The following is a 14,640-nucleotide window of genomic DNA, read 5'->3' on the forward strand; positions in this document are numbered from 1 at the left end:
CTCGCCCGAGGTCGCCGGGCTGGGGCCGGTGACCGGGCGCGGGACCGCCTACCCGGGGGCGCGGGTGCACAAGTTCGGTTTCGGCACCGGGCTCGCCAGGGCGGTGGTGACCTCGGTCGACGCCACCGTGCGCATCGATCACGGCACGGCGCTGGGAGTGCGGGTGCTGCGCGAGCAGCTGCGCATCTCGGCGCGGGCTACTGCGGCCCGGGGGATGCCGGGGCGGCGGTGCTGGACGATTCGGGCCGGGTCGTCGGTCTGCACGTGGCGGGGTCGGCCGACGGGGCGGTCGGCTACGCGACGCCGATATCCGACGTGCTCGCGGAGCTCGACGTGCACCTGGATCCGCACCCGAAGTCGGCCTCGGTCTGAACCGGGCGGGGCTGCCCGCCGGACTCCCGGGGCGCTGGTGGCCACCGGGAGTCCGGGCAGCGGTTCACTGGTGGCGGTGCATCCGGGTGGCCGAGTGCTGGTCGCGCGGCTTGATCTCGATGAAGTCGAGGTTGACGTGGCTGGGCCGGGTCGCCGTGAACGCGATGACCTCGGCGACGTCCTCGCCGGTGAGCGGGGTGATGCCCTCGTAGACCTTGGCCGCGCGCTCCTTGTCGCCGCCGAAGCGCACCTCGGAGAACTCGGTCTCCACCGCGCCGGGGGCGATCTCGGTGAACCGGACCGGCTGCCCCAGGTGCTCGCCGCGCAGGGTGCGGTGCAGGGCGCCCTGCGCGTGCTTGGCCGAGGTGTAGCCGGCGCCGTTGTCGTAGACGGCCGAGGCGGCCACCGAGGTCACCGTCAGCACGTGCCCGTCGCCCGACTCGACGAGCTTGGGCATCAACGCCTTGGTCAACCGCAACGTGCCGAGCACGTTGGTCTCCCACATCCAGCGCCAGTCGTCCTCGACCGCCTCGGCGATCGGGGCGACGCCCTTGGCGCCGCCCGCGTTGTTGACCAGCACGTCGCACCGCGGCACCTGCGCGACGAACGCGTCGACCGAGTCCTGGTCGGTGACGTCCAGCTGCAGCGCGGTGCCGCCGATCTCGGCGGCGAGCTCCTCGAGCCGGTCCACTCGCCGTGCGCCCAGCACGACCGCGAACCCGGCCTCGGCGAGCTCGCGCGCGGTGGCCGCGCCGATGCCCGAGCTCGCGCCGGTGACGACTGCGACGCGACCTGAAGACGTACTCATTCTCGACCTCCTAGAAGCGCTTCGATCCCATCGGACCACGCCGGATGGCGGCGCGGCGGGATGGTCGCGGGACGGGAGAGCGGCTGTGATGCGTTACATACGATCAGTGGACATCTTTTTCGGTCGCCAAACGTCCTTACCTGTGGGGGAAGGTTTTTGGCAGGTCCATTGCGGGGGAAATTTCCCCCACGGGGCGTTTCGACACATTTTCAAAGGGGACTTCACAAGTGACAGGTGCCAAGCTCCGGCTACCGCTGCGCGCGTTGCTCGCGGTGCTGGCAGGCGCGCTGATGATCTCGGGCTGTTCGTCGCCTCCGACGAATCCTCAGGCCAAGCCGGCCGACCCGGTCGCGAAGGTTTCGTTCGAGCCGGGCGCGGGCGCGCAGCGGGTAAACCCGGCCGCGCCGATCAGCGCGTCGGTGCAGCGCGGCGAGTTCGATTCGATCGAGCTGCGCAATTCGGACGGCGATTCCGTCGAGGGAAAGCTCGCGGCGGACGGCCAGAGCTGGAAGGCCACCGAAGCGCTCGGCTACGGGAAGAGCTACAGCTGGTCCGGCCGGGCGACCGGTGATGACGGCAAGCAGGTCGAGGTGCGCGGCGAGTTCCGCACCGTGAATCCGGACAAGACCAACCACGCCACGATCAACCCCCGGGACGACGCCGTGGTGGGCGTCGCGATGCCGATCAGCATCAAGTTCGACGAACCGGTCGAGGACCGCGCCGCCGTTCAGCGCGCTCTGCGGGTCCGATCCTCGACGCCGGTCGAGGGGTCCTGGGCGTGGCTCAACGACGAGCAGGTGGACTACCGGCCCAAGGATTACTGGCCCGCGAACACGCACGTCGCGGTCGAGGCCGATCTCTACGGCCTGGACCTGGGCGGCGGTTCCTACGGGCAGGCGGACCTGACCACCGATTTCGACATCGGCCGGGCCCAGATCGTCAAGGCCGATGTGCGCACCCACCAGATGGCGGTCGTCCGGGACGGCAAGCAGGTCGCCAGCTACGCGGCCAGCTACGGCAAGGAGGACGACCCGGGTCGCAACACGCCGAACGGGACTTACATGATCATGGCCAAGCACCCGGTCGAGATCATGGACAACCCCGAGTACCACTACCGGAACGTGCGCAAGACCTGGGCCGCGCGGTTTTCCAACCACGGCGAGTTCATCCACGAGAACCAGGACAACATCGCCGCGCTCGGCAAGGTCAACAACACCCACGGCTGCATCAACCTGTCGGCCGCCGATGCCAAGGCGTACTTCGACAGCGCCCTGATCGGCGACCCGGTCGAGGTCGTCGGCTCGGCCAGCGAGATGGAGCCGCGCTACGACGTCTACGACTGGCTGCTGGACTGGGACCAGTGGAAGGCGAAGTCCGCGCTGTGAGCGAAGCCACCCGCTGGTGGCGGATCCTCGGGTCCGCCACCGGGTGGCGGTAGCGTCGAGCGCCGTCACCCGGCTTCACCGGGAGTTCGCGGGAATGTTTCCGCGTTCGTCGATGTCGGGGATAGAGGGCTTCCGAAAGGTTCGGGCCGACGGGCTTGTGATGGGCAGCAGATGACCTCCAGAACGACACGCATGCGGCCGCGCCGCGCAGCCGTCTTCTCGTTGCACACCTCCCCGCTCGAGCAGCCCGGAACCGGGGACGCGGGCGGGATGAACGTCTACATCGCCCAGACCGCCCGCAGGCTGGCCGAGATGGGCACCGAGGTCGAGATCTTCACCCGCGCCACCTCCTCGGACCTGCCCCCGATCGCCGAGCTCGCTCCCGGGGTGCTGGTCCGCAACGTCGTGGCCGGTCCGTTCGAGGGTCTGGACAAGAACGAATTGCCCTCGCAGCTGTGCGCGTTCGCCGCAGGCGCGCTGCGCGTGGAGGCCAGGCACGAGCCCGGTCACTACGACCTGGTGCACTCGCACTACTGGCTGTCCGGCCAGGTCGGCTGGCTGGCCCGCGAGCGCTGGGGGGTGCCGCTGGTGCACACCGCGCACACCCTGGGCAAGGTCAAGAATGCCAGCCTCGCCGCCGGCGACACCCCGGAACCGCGGGTGCGCGTCCTGGGCGAGGAACAGGTCGTCGACGAGGCCGACATGCTGGTGGCCAACACCGGCTTCGAGGCCGAGGACCTGATCAACAGCTACGACGCGGATCCGGACCAGGTCGCCACCATCCCGCCGGGCGTGGACCTGGACGTGTTCACCCCGGGCGAGACCCGGACGGCGCGCGCCGGGCTGGACGTGCCCGCCGATGCGGTGGTGCTGGCCTTCGTGGGCCGGATCCAGCCGCTCAAGGCGCCGGACGTGCTGCTGCGCGCCGCCGCCGAGCTGCTGCGGCGCAGCCCGGAGCTGCGCAGCCGCCTGGTCGTGCTGGTGGTGGGCGGCCCGTCCGGCAGCGGGCTGGAACGTCCCGAGGCGCTGCAGCAGATGGCCGTGAACCTGGGCATCGCCGACGTGGTGCGGTTCCTGCCCCCGCGCGCGGGCGATGATCTGGCGCGGGTCTACCGCGCGGCCGACGTGATAGCGGTGCCCAGTCACAACGAGTCGTTCGGACTGGTGGCGCTGGAAGCCCAGGCCTGCGGCACCCCGGTGGTCGCGGCCTCGGTCGGCGGATTACCGGTCGCGGTCTCGCACGACACGTCCGGGCTGCTGGTCGATGGACACCGCACCGAGGCGTGGGCCGATGCGCTGGGCGCCCTGGTGCACGATCCGGGCATGCGCGAGCGCTTGGCGGCCAACGCCGCCGGGCACGCGGCGCGGTTCTCCTGGAACCGCACGACCGAGATGCTGCTGGATGCCTACGCGCAGGCGAAACTGATGTTCAACGCGCGGCTGCGCACCGAGGAGGTCACGGCGTGAGCTTGGAGCAGGTCATCGAGTCCACCCTGACGGCCAACGAGCTGGATCACCAGGACAAGGGCGACGGCAGGTTCTTCGTGACCCTGCCCGGAACCAAGAAGCTGCAGACCAACTGCTGGCTGATCGTCGCCGAGCACGCGCTGCTGATCGAGGCCTTCGTCTGCCGCCAGCCCGACGAGGCCCACGAGGACGTCTACCGGTACCTGCTGCGTCGCAACGCCAAGCTCTACGGCGTGCACTACACGATCGACGGGACCGGGGACATCTACCTGGTCGGGCGCATCGCGCACCACGCGGTCACCGAGGACGAACTGGACCGCATCCTCGGCCAGGTGCTGGAAGCCGCCGACGGCGATTTCAACTCCCTGCTGGAACTGGGCTTCGCCACGGCCATCCGCCGCGAGTGGGCCTGGCGCGAGTCCAGGGGCGAATCCCTCGCCAACCTCCAGCCGTTCAAGACCCTCGTCGACCGCGAGGACTGACCCCGCCCACCGGAGCCCGGAAGGGCAGCACCGCTCGCCACGCCGAGCTGCGCGGCAGGTATCTCACCGAACGGCGTGCAGCGCTGCGGTCGGGTGCTGCCTCGATCTCCCGCCGCGGCCGAGGGCGGGCGCGCGAGCCCGACCGACCGGCCCCGGCGCACGAGGTGGTCCCACCCGAGCACCCGGCGCCGCCGCAGTGGGTCAGGTTCCGCTACCGGCACCGCTGAGCAGGAGGCCCACCTGTAGAAGCGCGTGTGGGGGCGGCTCGGAGAGAGGGGGAGTCACGAGCTCGAGCCGCCCCACACACGGAGGTCCCGCCTGTCGGGCCGGTGGGCGGGGGGCACCCGGGGCCCGGCGGGGCGCGGTTCTTTGGGGGAGCTGAACCGCGCTCGTCGCTCTCGCGAGATCGGGGAGTGCGTGGGAGCCGATCAAGGAGAGCGATGTCAACTTCGCAGAGTTATGTAGCTGCCACAAGGCCGCCACATTGCTCCATTAGTGTGATGTTAGGCAAAAAGGTTTACGCAGGGGAACAAGGGAAGCCGCTGCACTCCTCCGAAAGTGACCATCGCCACTTTCGTGTCACGGCGCTGTGTTGATCGAATAACTGTCGGGTGAATCGCGTATCCGGACTGCCTACTCCCTGCGCAAAGCAGGTTCGCGATCAGGTGGACGGCCACCGGAAAGCGTGAGGCCGCCGGAGAATCGTGTTCCGAAACTATCGGAGCCGGGCGCCCGGGGCGTGCGCTCGGTGGCGGCTCTATAGCCTGGATTCATGACTTCGACTCTGGTGCTGTTGCGGCACGGTGAGAGCACGTGGAACGCAGAGAACCTGTTCACCGGCTGGGTGGACGTTCCGCTGTCGGACAAGGGCGAGACCGAGGCCAAGCGCGGCGGTGAGCTGCTGCGCGAGGCGGGCGTGCTGCCCGACGTGCTGCACACCTCGCTGCTGCGGCGCGCGATCTCCACCGCGAACATCGCCCTCGACGGGGCCGACCGGCACTGGATCCCGGTGCGCCGCGACTGGCGGCTCAACGAGCGCCACTACGGCGCTCTGCAGGGCAAGAACAAGAAGCAGACGCTGGAGGCCTACGGCGAGGAGCAGTTCATGCTCTGGCGGCGGTCGTACGACACGCCGCCGCCCGAGATCGACCCCGGCGACGAGTTCAGCCAGGAGGGCGAGCCGCGCTACGCCGACCTGGGTGCCGAGATGCCGCGCACCGAGTGCCTCAAGGACGTCGTTGCCCGGCTGCTGCCGTACTGGGAGTCGGCGATCGTGCCGGACCTGCTGGCCGGTCGCGTCGTCCTGGTCGCCGCGCACGGCAACTCGCTGCGCGCGATGGTCAAGCACCTCGACGGGGTCTCGGACGAGGAGATCGCCGGCCTGAACATCCCGACCGGCATCCCGCTGCGCTACGACCTCGACGAGAACTTCAAGCCGACCAACCCGGGCGGCACCTACCTCGACCCGGAGGCCGCCAAGCAGGCCGCGGCCGCAGTCGCCAGCCAGGGCCGCTGACTCCCGCCCCACGAGCGACCGACTCGCCCGAAGGGCGTCTCCCCGGCGGAAGGCGCCCTTCGGTGTCGGGTGACAGTTTTGCCTAAAACTGCGCATGATCAATGTCCGTTTTGTCCGGACAGTTTTAGGCAAAACTGTCAGCGGGCTTCAGGTGTCGCTCACGTGGGTGAGGGGTGGCGCGAAATCGCCGTGGTGGCGAACGGAGCGCTACCGCAGGGGTTGGTGGAGTTGAATCGACCTCGATCTTCCGGTGAACCGGGGGTGAAGACAGGCCCGATTCGTGTCATGGGTGTCACGGAATGCCCTTGTGGGCTGGCCTTTGCCCACCGGAACTTGCTTACGATGACCCCGTGACCGCATTGGGCTGCACCGCCCTGATCATCGCCGCGCTCCTGCTGGGCGCGGTCGCCGGATTCTTGCTTCCGCGCGCCGCAGGCCGCGCCGTCAACAAGCGCCCCAAGGGCCCGACCGTCGCCGAGCTCCTCCAGCGCCAGATGCACACCAGCGCCAACGGTGTGGCGCTGCTCAACCGCTTCGGCGATGTCGTGCTGCACAACCCGCGCGCCGACGAACTCGGCGTGGTCCGCCAGCACCGGGCCGACTCGCGGGCCATCAAGGCCGCCGAGCAGGCGCTGTCCACCGGCGAGCCGGTTGAGACCGACCTGTCCCCGACGGACGGCCGGGTCACCCTGCGCGGACGCGGGCCCGCGGCCGTGCACGGCGAGGTCCGCCCGCTGGGCGATGGCTTCGTCGTGATCGACGCCGTCGACCAGTCCGAGTCGGTGCGCCTGGAAGCGACCCGTCGCGACTTCGTCGCCAACGTCAGCCACGAGCTCAAGACCCCGGTCGGGGCGCTCGCGCTGCTGGCCGAGGCGGTCATGGACACCGCCGATGACGCCGACGAGGTGCGCCGGTTCGCCGACAAGATCCTGCACGAGTCCACTCGCCTGGGGACGCTGGTCTCCGAGCTCATCGCGCTCTCCCGGCTGCAGGGCGCCGAGCGGCTGCCCGAGCTGACCACCGTCGAGGTCGACGACGTGGTCGACGAAGCGCTGGGCCGGGCCAAGCTCGCGGCCGAGTCGGCGGGCATCGAGATCACCGTGGACGAGCCCTCCGGTCAGCTGCTGGACGGCGACCGGGCGCTGCTGGTCACCGCGCTGAGCAACCTGATCACGAATGCGATCGCCTACTCCCCGCACAGCAGTCCGGTGTCCATCAGCCGTCGCTTGAACGGGGACTACGTGGAGATCGCGGTCACCGATCGCGGCATCGGCATCGCGCCCGAACACCACGAACGGGTCTTCGAGCGCTTCTTCCGGGTGGATCCCGCGCGATCGCGCGCCACCGGCGGTACCGGGCTGGGACTGGCGATCGTCAAGCACGTCGCGGCCAACCACGGCGGCGAGGTCAAGCTCTGGAGCCGACCGGGCACGGGCTCCACCTTCACGATGCGCGTGCCCAGGCGTAGTGCCGACGAGGACGAAGAAGTCGTCGCCGAGTCGGACGTCACGGCGGAACCGGCCGCCGCGTCCACCACCGAAAGTGCGGACGGCGTGACAACCGTCGAAACGGGAGGAGTCCGGTGACCAGGGTGTTGATCGTGGAGGACGAGGAGTCCTTCGCCGACCCGCTCGCGTTCATGCTGCGCAAGGAGGGCTTCACGGCCGCCGTTGCGGTGGATGGCGCGGAAGCGTTGGACGAGTTCGACCGCAACGGCGCCGACATCGTGCTGCTGGACCTGATGCTGCCGGGGATGAGCGGCACGGACGTGTGCAAGCAGCTGCGGCAGCGCTCCGCGGTGCCGGTGATCATGGTGACCGCTCGGGACAGCGAGATCGACAAGGTCGTCGGCCTGGAGCTGGGCGCCGATGACTACGTCACCAAGCCGTACTCGGCGCGCGAGCTCATCGCCCGTGTGCGCGCGGTGCTGCGCAGGCGCGGCGAGGCCGAGGAGCTGCAGCCGCAGGCGCTGGCGGCGGGCCCGGTGCGGATGGACATCGAGCGCCACGTGGTGACCGTCGACGGCGAGGACATCAGCCTGCCGCTCAAGGAGTTCGACCTCCTCGAGTACCTGCTGCGCAACGTCGGCCGGGTGCTCACCCGCGGTCAGCTCATCGACCGGGTCTGGGGAGCGGACTACGTCGGGGACACCAAGACGCTGGACGTGCACGTCAAGCGGCTCCGCTCGAAGCTCGAACCGGACCCCGCAGAACCGAAGTACTTGATCACCGTGCGTGGCCTGGGATACAAGTTCGAGGCGTGACGCGCCCGGGACGTGATCCGTTCCACCCCGGCACGGCCTGACCAGGTCGCGCTGGGGTTCGGGGCCGTTCCGAATCCCGTTTTCGGCCCACCTGCACCCGTCCGACATGCGCGGCCGGTAATTTGGCGGTCATGCGCCTAGGGGTGCTCGACGTCGGATCCAACACCGTCCACCTGCTCGTGGTGGACGCGCACCATGGTGCCCATCCGACCCCGCTGACATCGGAAAAGACAGTGCTGCGGCTCGCGGAGCGGATCGGCGGCAACGACGGCAGGCTCGCCGAGGGCGACGAGGACGAGCTCGTCCGCACCATCACGGACTTGCAGAAGGCCGCGGTCGCGGCGGGCTGCGACGAGCTGATGGGCTTCGCCACCTCGGCGATCCGCGACGCGGACAACGCCGCGGAAGCCCTCGACCGCGTCCGGGCCGAGACCGGGATAGAGCTGGTGGTCCTGCCGGGCGAGGACGAGGCCCGGTTCACCTTCCTCGCCGCCCGCCGCTGGTACGGCTGGTCGGCGGGCACCCTGCTGCTGCTCGACATCGGCGGTGGCTCGCTGGAGCTCGCGCAGGGCATCGACGAGCAGCCGGACCTGGCCGAGTCGGTGCCGCTGGGTGCGGGCCGGGTGGCCCGCACGATGCTGCACGACCCGCCCGGGCGCGATGAGATCAAGGACGCCAGGGAGTGGCTCGCGGGCCAGCTGGCGCCGACCGCCAAGCGGTTCCAGAAGCTCACCGAACCGGACCGCGTGGTGGCCACCTCCAAGACGTTCCGCTCGCTGGCCAGGCTGACCGGGTCCGCCCCGGCCTCCGCCGGGCCGCGGGTGCGCCGCACGCTCACCGACACCGGCCTCAAGCAGCTGCTGTCGTTCATCACCCGGATGTCGGCCAACGACCTCTCCGAGCTGGACGGGGTCAGCTCCGCGCGGGCGCACCAGCTGGTCGGCGGCGCGCTGGTGGCCGAGGCCGCGATGAAGGCGCTCGGGGTCACCGAGCTCGACATCTGCCCGTGGGCGCTGCGCGAGGGCGTGATCCTCCGTCGGCTGGACCACACCAACGGCGACAGCCACACTGCGTTGCAGGCGCGCGCCACGCTGGGTCACGAGAAGCCCCTCGTGGCGGGGCCGTCGGAGGATACTGGACTGCGGGCGCAGCACGGGGCACGGTGGGAGCGATGAGTCGGGACAGCGGGGCCGATCAGCCCACCCAGCGCACGGTTGCTGAGCTGCTCGCGGAGTACGGCGGCGAGAAGGGCGGCTCGGAGCAGAGCTCCCGGCGCAGGCGCAGGCGCGCCGAGGACCCCACCGAGACCGCTCCGCAGGCGATCATCGACCGGGTGCTGTCCGACAGCGGCAAGATGCGTCCGGTCGACCCGGACGCCGAGCCGCCCGCGAGTCGCAGGCAGGAGCAATCGCAGACTCAGGCGCAGCCGCCCGCCGCGCCGCAGGCGCCTGCTCAGCCACCCGCCGCGCAGCCACCCGCCGCGCAGCCGTCGGCCGGGCAGGCGCCAGCCGCCCAGGCCCCGGCTTCGCAACCGCCCGCGGCGCAACCCGGTCCTGCTCAGCCGCAGACCGCTCAACCTCCGGCCGCCCAGCCGCAGGCCCCGCAGCCCGCGCCCGAATCGCCCGCCGAGTCGCCCCAGGCCCCTGCGGGGCCGGGTCCGGCGGCCCAGGCTCCGGCCGCACCGCAGGCTCCGGCGGAGAAGGGCGGCTACTGGGCGCGGCGCTTCGGCGGTTCGAAGCGGGCGCCCTCGGCGCCCAGCGGTGACGCCGAGGCGACGATCCGGCAGCAGCCCGTCGCGCCGCCGGTGCCACCCGGCCCGCCGTCGATGCCCGCGGCTCCGGCGGAGCCGCCGGAGAACGCGACCCAGCAGATCCCGCGGCTACCGGAACCGGCCGCCTACCCGCAGCAAGCGGCGGCCGATGACGACCCGTACGACTTCGACGACAGCCTCGCGCAGGACTACTCCGGTGGTTACGCCGAGCAGGGCTACGCCGACGGGTACGCGGCGGACTACGACGACTTCGCCGGGAACTACGCCGGTGAGTACGCGGCGGACTACGACGACTTCGCCGGGGACTACGCCGGTGACGAGTACGCGGACGAGGACTACGACCGCAGCGCCCCCGCGGGGCTCGACGACGACTACGCGGACGAGCCCGATCGCCCCGCCTCGCCGGGCAAGGAGTGGGGCACGGTGGCCCTGCAGGGCGTCGGTGGCCTGATCGGTGGCGGCGCGGTGTGGATCGGCTTCCGGTGGTTGTGGATCAACGCCACCATCGCCGCCTTCGCGGCGGCCTTGGTGTTCACCGGCCTGCTGGTGCTGGTCGCGTGGAAGTTCTTCCGCACCAACGACCTGCAGACCATCCTCCTCTCGGTGCTGGTCGGTCTGTTCTGCACCGTCTCGCCCGCGGTGCTGCTGCTGATCGGGCGTTGAGAGGTTTCCGGTGTGGCTCGGACAGCTGAATCCCGGATGACGCGCCGGTGGAGAACCGACCGCAGCACAACAGCTTCCGGGGCGTGGGTCATGCTGGGCGGGCGATGACAGAACAACCGCTGCCCCCTGACCAAGACCCCGCCGCACGGATACCGGTGGGGTTGTCGAGCGCTTCGGTGTGGCCGCAGCCCGCGCGCGCCGCCTTCGAGATGGCGGCGGAGCTCGGGTTCGACGGCGTCGAGGTGATGGTCTGGGCGGACGCGGTGAGCCAGGACGTGGGCGCCTTGCAGCGGCTCTCCGAGCGCTACGACGTGCCGATCCTGGCCGTGCACGCGCCCTGCCTGCTGATCACCCAGCGGGTCTGGTCGCCCGAGCCGGAGGAGCGGTTGCGCAAGGCCGTGGTGGCGGCCAGCGAGCTGGGCGCGTCCACGGTCGTGGTGCATCCGCCTTTCCGGTGGCAGCGGCGCTACGCCGAGGGGTTCTCCGAGCTGGTGGGCGAGCTGGAGGAGACCAGCGGGATCGCCGTCGCGGTGGAGAACATGTTCCCGTTGCGCCCGCCGAGCTCGATCAACCGGCTGCGCGGCGGCAGGTCCGGCGCGAGCCGGTCGAACGGCCTCTCGGCGTTCAAGCCCTCGCCGGATCCGACCGAGGTCGGCTTCCGCAACTACACCCTGGACATCTCGCACGCCGCTGCCGCGCACACGGACCCGGTCGAGCTGCTCAAGCGCATGCAGGACGGCCTGGCGCACGTCCACCTCGCCGACGGCACCGGTGCGGCCCGCGACGAGCACCTCCTGCCGGGGCAGGGCAACCAGCCGTGCGCCGAGGTCTGCGAAGCCCTCGGCGCGGACGGTTACGCGGGTTCGGTGGTTCTCGAGGTCAACACGCGCAAGGCCCGGACCCCCAAGCAGCGCGCCCAGCTCCTCGGCGAAGCCCTCACCTTCACCCGCCATCACCTCTCGGGTGGCGGGTCCGTGCGAATTTCGTCCTGATCAGGCGTTTCGCAAGATCATCCTCTGTTCGGCCGGGGGTGCGCGCCGACTGCGCCCCGGACGCCCTCCATGATCAACTTTGATCGCGTTCACTAGGATGGACTAATGATCTTGATGCGCGCCACGGACGTTCGAGGAGTGACTCCCGCATGACCGAGGTGCTCGATCCGTTCTCCGCGGCCACCCCGGTGCGCCCGCTCGGTGACGGCGGTTACGTCGCCCACCTGCGGCCGGAGTGGGCCGTCGGCGAGAACCCGCACGGCGGCTACCTGCTCGCCCTGCTCGCCCAGGCGGCGTGCGGGGACGGCCTGGAACCGCTGGCCGTGAGCGCCCAGTACCTGCGACCGCCGCAGGTGGGACCGGTGCTGATCCGCGTCACGGAGCTCAAGGCGGGCAGGACCATCACCGTGCTGCGGGCGGTGCTCGAGCAGCGCGGTGAGGTGTGCGTCGACGCCACGCTGACCACCGGCAGGATGCCCGCCGCCGAGCCGCAGTGGTCCGACGTGCCGTCGATCCCGGCCTGCCCGCCGCCCGAGGCCATCGACCTGGCCTCCTGGCCGAAGTTCGCGCATCTCACCCGGGTCTGCGATCTGCGGATGGACCCGGACACGGCTGCGTTCATCAACGGCGGCACCGGCGAACCGCGCTACCGGATGTGGGCCAAGCCCCGGGACACCCGGACGGACCTGCTGTTCGGCCTGGTCGCGGGTGACCTGGCGCTGCCGGTGACGATGAACATGGGGCGCTTCGGCTGGGCCCCCACCGTTCAGCTCACCGCGCTGCTGCGCGCGCATCCGGCCAACGGCTGGCTGCGGCTGTCGGTGGACTGCCGGGCGGTGCACGGCCCGTGGTTCGACGAGGACGTGCTGGTCATCGACTCGGCGGGGCGGATCGTCTGCCAAGCCCGCCAGCTGGCCCTGTCCCCCTGAGGCGTTCTTCCGGCCGCGTGGTGCCGACCGCATCGGCGCCACGCGGCCGCGCAGGTGCCCGCCGCTGGAGCGACTGCCCTGATCCGCTTGTACGCAGCGTGCTCTGGCACCCTGAGCAGCATGACGAACATCGCCGTGCTGGGTGCCGGGAAGATCGGAGAGGCCCTGCTCTCGGGCCTGATCAAGGCGGGGCGGTCCCCGGCCGACCTGATGTTCACCGAGCGCTTCCCGACCCGTGCCGAGGAACTCGTCAAGACCTACGGGATCACGCACGTCGACGTGTCCACGGCGGTGCAGCGCGCGGACGTCGTGGTGATCGCGGTCAAGCCGCAGGACATCGAGCCGCTGCTGGACGAGATCGCGCCGAAGATCCCCAACGGCAGGCTGGTCGTCTCGTTGTGCGCGGGCCTGCCCACGCAGCTGTTCGAGCGCAGGTTGCCGGAGGGCACCGCCGTCGTCCGGGTGATGCCGAACACCCCGATGCTGGTCGGCGAGGCCATGAGCGTCATCTCCGGCGGTGTGCACGCCGAGGAGCATCACCTGGACCTGGTCGAGGACCTGCTGGGCAGCGTCGGCAAGGTCGCGCGCGTGCCGGAGACCCAGCAGGACGCGGTCACCGCGCTGTCCGGTTCGGGTCCGGCCTACTTCTACTACCTGGTCGAGGCCATGATCGACGCCGGGATCTTGCTGGGCATCCCGCGCGAGAAGGCCGCTGACCTGATCGTGCAGTCCGCGGTCGGTGCCGCGGCGATGCTGCGCGAGGGCGACGGGCACCCGGTGATGCTGCGCGAGGCCGTCACCTCGCCCGCGGGCACCACCATCTCGGGGTTGCGCGAGCTGGAGAAGCACGGCGTGCGCGCGGCGCTCATCGACGCCATCGAAGCCGCTCGCGACCGCTCGGTCGAGCTGGGCAAGGCCCACGAGACCGACGAGGACTGAAACGGGCCCCACCGACTCGTGGCCGTGAGCGCTTTGCCCGTCACGCGCCTGGCGTCCGAAGCGTCCGGACAGTTTTAGGCAAAACTGTCACGGCTGGCGCCGCGGGCTGGGTGATCGGGTCGCTCGCTTCTGGATGCGGTTCGTTTTTCTCGGGATTTTCCCAGGTCACCGGATTGCTGTTGGGGCTGGAGGGGCTCGGGGGCAGAAAGTCAACTCAAAAATCATCGTGTGTCCCGTTACTCTTTTCAGAGCACGTGCGTGAGGTTTCCGGCGGAGGGGAAGCCGCCGGTGGCGACACGTGCTGAAGGGGCACGGTGAAGCATGTCTGCGAACTCCGAACCCGGCCAACAGGAACCGCAGAGCATGGGACAGGTGCGGTTTCTCACCGTCGCCGAGGTGGCCAAGCTGATGCGGGTGTCGAAGATGACGGTCTACCGGCTCGTCCACGCCGGTGAGCTGCCCGCCGCCAGGGTGGGCCGCTCCTTCCGCGTGGCCGAGAAGGACGTGCACAACTACCTGGAGCACGCCTACTACAACGCCGGTTGACCCGGGCCACGGGCGTTCCCCCGAACCGGCCGGTGAGCCGCTCGGGGGTGCCCCGCGGCGCGCTTCGAGGACCACGGCGGTAGGGCTCGGACCAGGGCGGGTAAAGTTTTGAGATGGTCGTGCCTGGTGCGCCCTAGCGGCTGCGTCGGCACGGAAGACGTTCGAACCGCCGTCAAAAGTGAAGGAGTCCGCATGGGCTCGGTCATCAAGAAGCGCCGCAAGCGTATGTCCAAGAAGAAGCACCGCAAGCTGCTCCGCAAGACGCGTGTTCAGCGTCGCAAGCTGGGTAAGTGAGCCCTTGCGATGGCCGCCGCCGACGTTCTCAGTCGGCGGCGGTTTTTGCTCTCGGGCCCGGCTCGGCCCCACCCCGTCTCGGGCCCGGCTGATAGCTCGTTGTTCACTGGGGGTGCGCGCGGCATCCGCGCGTGCACTTCCGGCGCCGCGCCGACTCGCTCCGGTAACGCCCGATTCGGCCGGTGACCGGCGGGTTCGGCGGTAGCATCGCAA

The 14,640-nt window shown here is 70.3% G+C and carries 15 protein-coding genes; 14 read left to right on the plus strand and 1 reads right to left on the minus strand.

What is annotated here, in order from left to right; translation table 11 throughout:
• Nucleotides 1-228: 228 nt before the first annotated feature.
• On the plus strand, nucleotides 229-372 hold the full coding sequence (locus ABD289_RS00130; protein WP_344125071.1) for a hypothetical protein: 144 nt from the start codon (nucleotides 229-231) through the stop codon (nucleotides 370-372).
• A 64-nt stretch (nucleotides 373-436) separates the two neighbouring features.
• Here the strand turns inward: ABD289_RS00130 and ABD289_RS00135 are convergent, their stop codons facing one another.
• On the minus strand, nucleotides 437-1,180 hold the full coding sequence (locus tag ABD289_RS00135; protein ID WP_344125073.1) for an SDR family NAD(P)-dependent oxidoreductase: 744 nt from the start codon (nucleotides 1,178-1,180) through the stop codon (nucleotides 437-439).
• Between the two features lie 227 nt (nucleotides 1,181-1,407).
• Between ABD289_RS00135 and ABD289_RS00140 the strand changes: the two genes are divergently transcribed.
• The 13 genes from ABD289_RS00140 (at nucleotide 1,408) to ABD289_RS00200 (ending at nucleotide 14,427) form a co-directional block, all read left to right on the plus strand.
• Nucleotides 1,408-2,565 (plus strand): L,D-transpeptidase, encoded by a 1,158-nt coding sequence (locus ABD289_RS00140; protein ID WP_344125076.1) that lies wholly within the window; start codon nucleotides 1,408-1,410, stop codon nucleotides 2,563-2,565.
• Nucleotides 2,566-2,736: 171 nt separating this feature from the next.
• Nucleotides 2,737-4,032 (plus strand): D-inositol-3-phosphate glycosyltransferase, encoded by a 1,296-nt coding sequence (mshA, locus tag ABD289_RS00145; protein ID WP_344125078.1) that lies wholly within the window; start codon nucleotides 2,737-2,739, stop codon nucleotides 4,030-4,032.
• Complete coding sequence (locus tag ABD289_RS00150) at nucleotides 4,029-4,514, plus strand: type III secretion system chaperone family protein (protein WP_344125080.1); 486 nt, start codon at nucleotides 4,029-4,031, stop codon at nucleotides 4,512-4,514. Before mshA ends, ABD289_RS00150 begins: the two co-directional genes overlap by 4 nt.
• A gap of 772 nt (nucleotides 4,515-5,286) precedes the next feature.
• A complete protein-coding gene (locus tag ABD289_RS00155) occupies nucleotides 5,287-6,030 on the plus strand; it encodes a phosphoglyceromutase (RefSeq protein ID WP_344125082.1) in 744 nt (247 codons plus the stop codon).
• A gap of 350 nt (nucleotides 6,031-6,380) precedes the next feature.
• Nucleotides 6,381-7,616: a sensor histidine kinase gene (locus ABD289_RS00160; RefSeq protein ID WP_425564509.1), complete on the plus strand. Its 1,236-nt coding sequence runs from the start codon at nucleotides 6,381-6,383 to the stop codon at nucleotides 7,614-7,616.
• Entirely contained in the window at nucleotides 7,613-8,293 is a 681-nt protein-coding gene (locus tag ABD289_RS00165; protein ID WP_344125084.1) for a response regulator, read from the plus strand. Before ABD289_RS00160 ends, ABD289_RS00165 begins: the two co-directional genes overlap by 4 nt.
• Nucleotides 8,294-8,424: 131 nt before the next feature.
• Nucleotides 8,425-9,468: a Ppx/GppA family phosphatase gene (locus tag ABD289_RS00170; protein ID WP_344125086.1), complete on the plus strand. Its 1,044-nt coding sequence runs from the start codon at nucleotides 8,425-8,427 to the stop codon at nucleotides 9,466-9,468.
• The gene (locus ABD289_RS00175) at nucleotides 9,465-10,727 is read left to right on the plus strand and encodes a hypothetical protein (protein ID WP_344125088.1); all 1,263 of its coding nucleotides are present in this window, start codon (nucleotides 9,465-9,467) and stop codon (nucleotides 10,725-10,727) included. The genes ABD289_RS00170 and ABD289_RS00175 overlap by 4 nt, the downstream gene beginning before the upstream one ends.
• Before the next feature lie 104 nt (nucleotides 10,728-10,831).
• Nucleotides 10,832-11,719, plus strand: a complete 888-nt coding sequence (locus ABD289_RS00180; protein WP_344125090.1) for a sugar phosphate isomerase/epimerase family protein — start codon at nucleotides 10,832-10,834, stop codon at nucleotides 11,717-11,719.
• 149 nt (nucleotides 11,720-11,868) lie between these two features.
• Nucleotides 11,869-12,648 carry a thioesterase family protein gene (locus ABD289_RS00185; RefSeq protein ID WP_344125093.1) on the plus strand — a complete coding sequence of 260 codons (780 nt, stop codon included), beginning with the start codon at nucleotides 11,869-11,871 and terminating at the stop codon, nucleotides 12,646-12,648.
• A gap of 120 nt (nucleotides 12,649-12,768) precedes the next feature.
• Nucleotides 12,769-13,587 carry a pyrroline-5-carboxylate reductase gene (gene proC, locus ABD289_RS00190; protein WP_344125095.1) on the plus strand — a complete coding sequence of 273 codons (819 nt, stop codon included), beginning with the start codon at nucleotides 12,769-12,771 and terminating at the stop codon, nucleotides 13,585-13,587.
• Between the two features lie 321 nt (nucleotides 13,588-13,908).
• Nucleotides 13,909-14,133 carry a helix-turn-helix domain-containing protein gene (locus ABD289_RS00195; RefSeq protein WP_344125097.1) on the plus strand — a complete coding sequence of 75 codons (225 nt, stop codon included), beginning with the start codon at nucleotides 13,909-13,911 and terminating at the stop codon, nucleotides 14,131-14,133.
• A 192-nt stretch (nucleotides 14,134-14,325) separates the two neighbouring features.
• Nucleotides 14,326-14,427, plus strand: coding sequence for a 30S ribosomal protein bS22 (locus ABD289_RS00200; protein WP_010241351.1), 102 nt, complete (start codon nucleotides 14,326-14,328; stop codon nucleotides 14,425-14,427).
• The last annotated feature ends 213 nt before the right edge of the window (nucleotides 14,428-14,640 follow it).

Origin of the sequence: Saccharopolyspora halophila, from assembly GCF_039531955.1 — a bacterium.
Classification (GTDB): Bacteria; Actinomycetota; Actinomycetes; order Mycobacteriales; family Pseudonocardiaceae; genus Saccharopolyspora; species Saccharopolyspora halophila.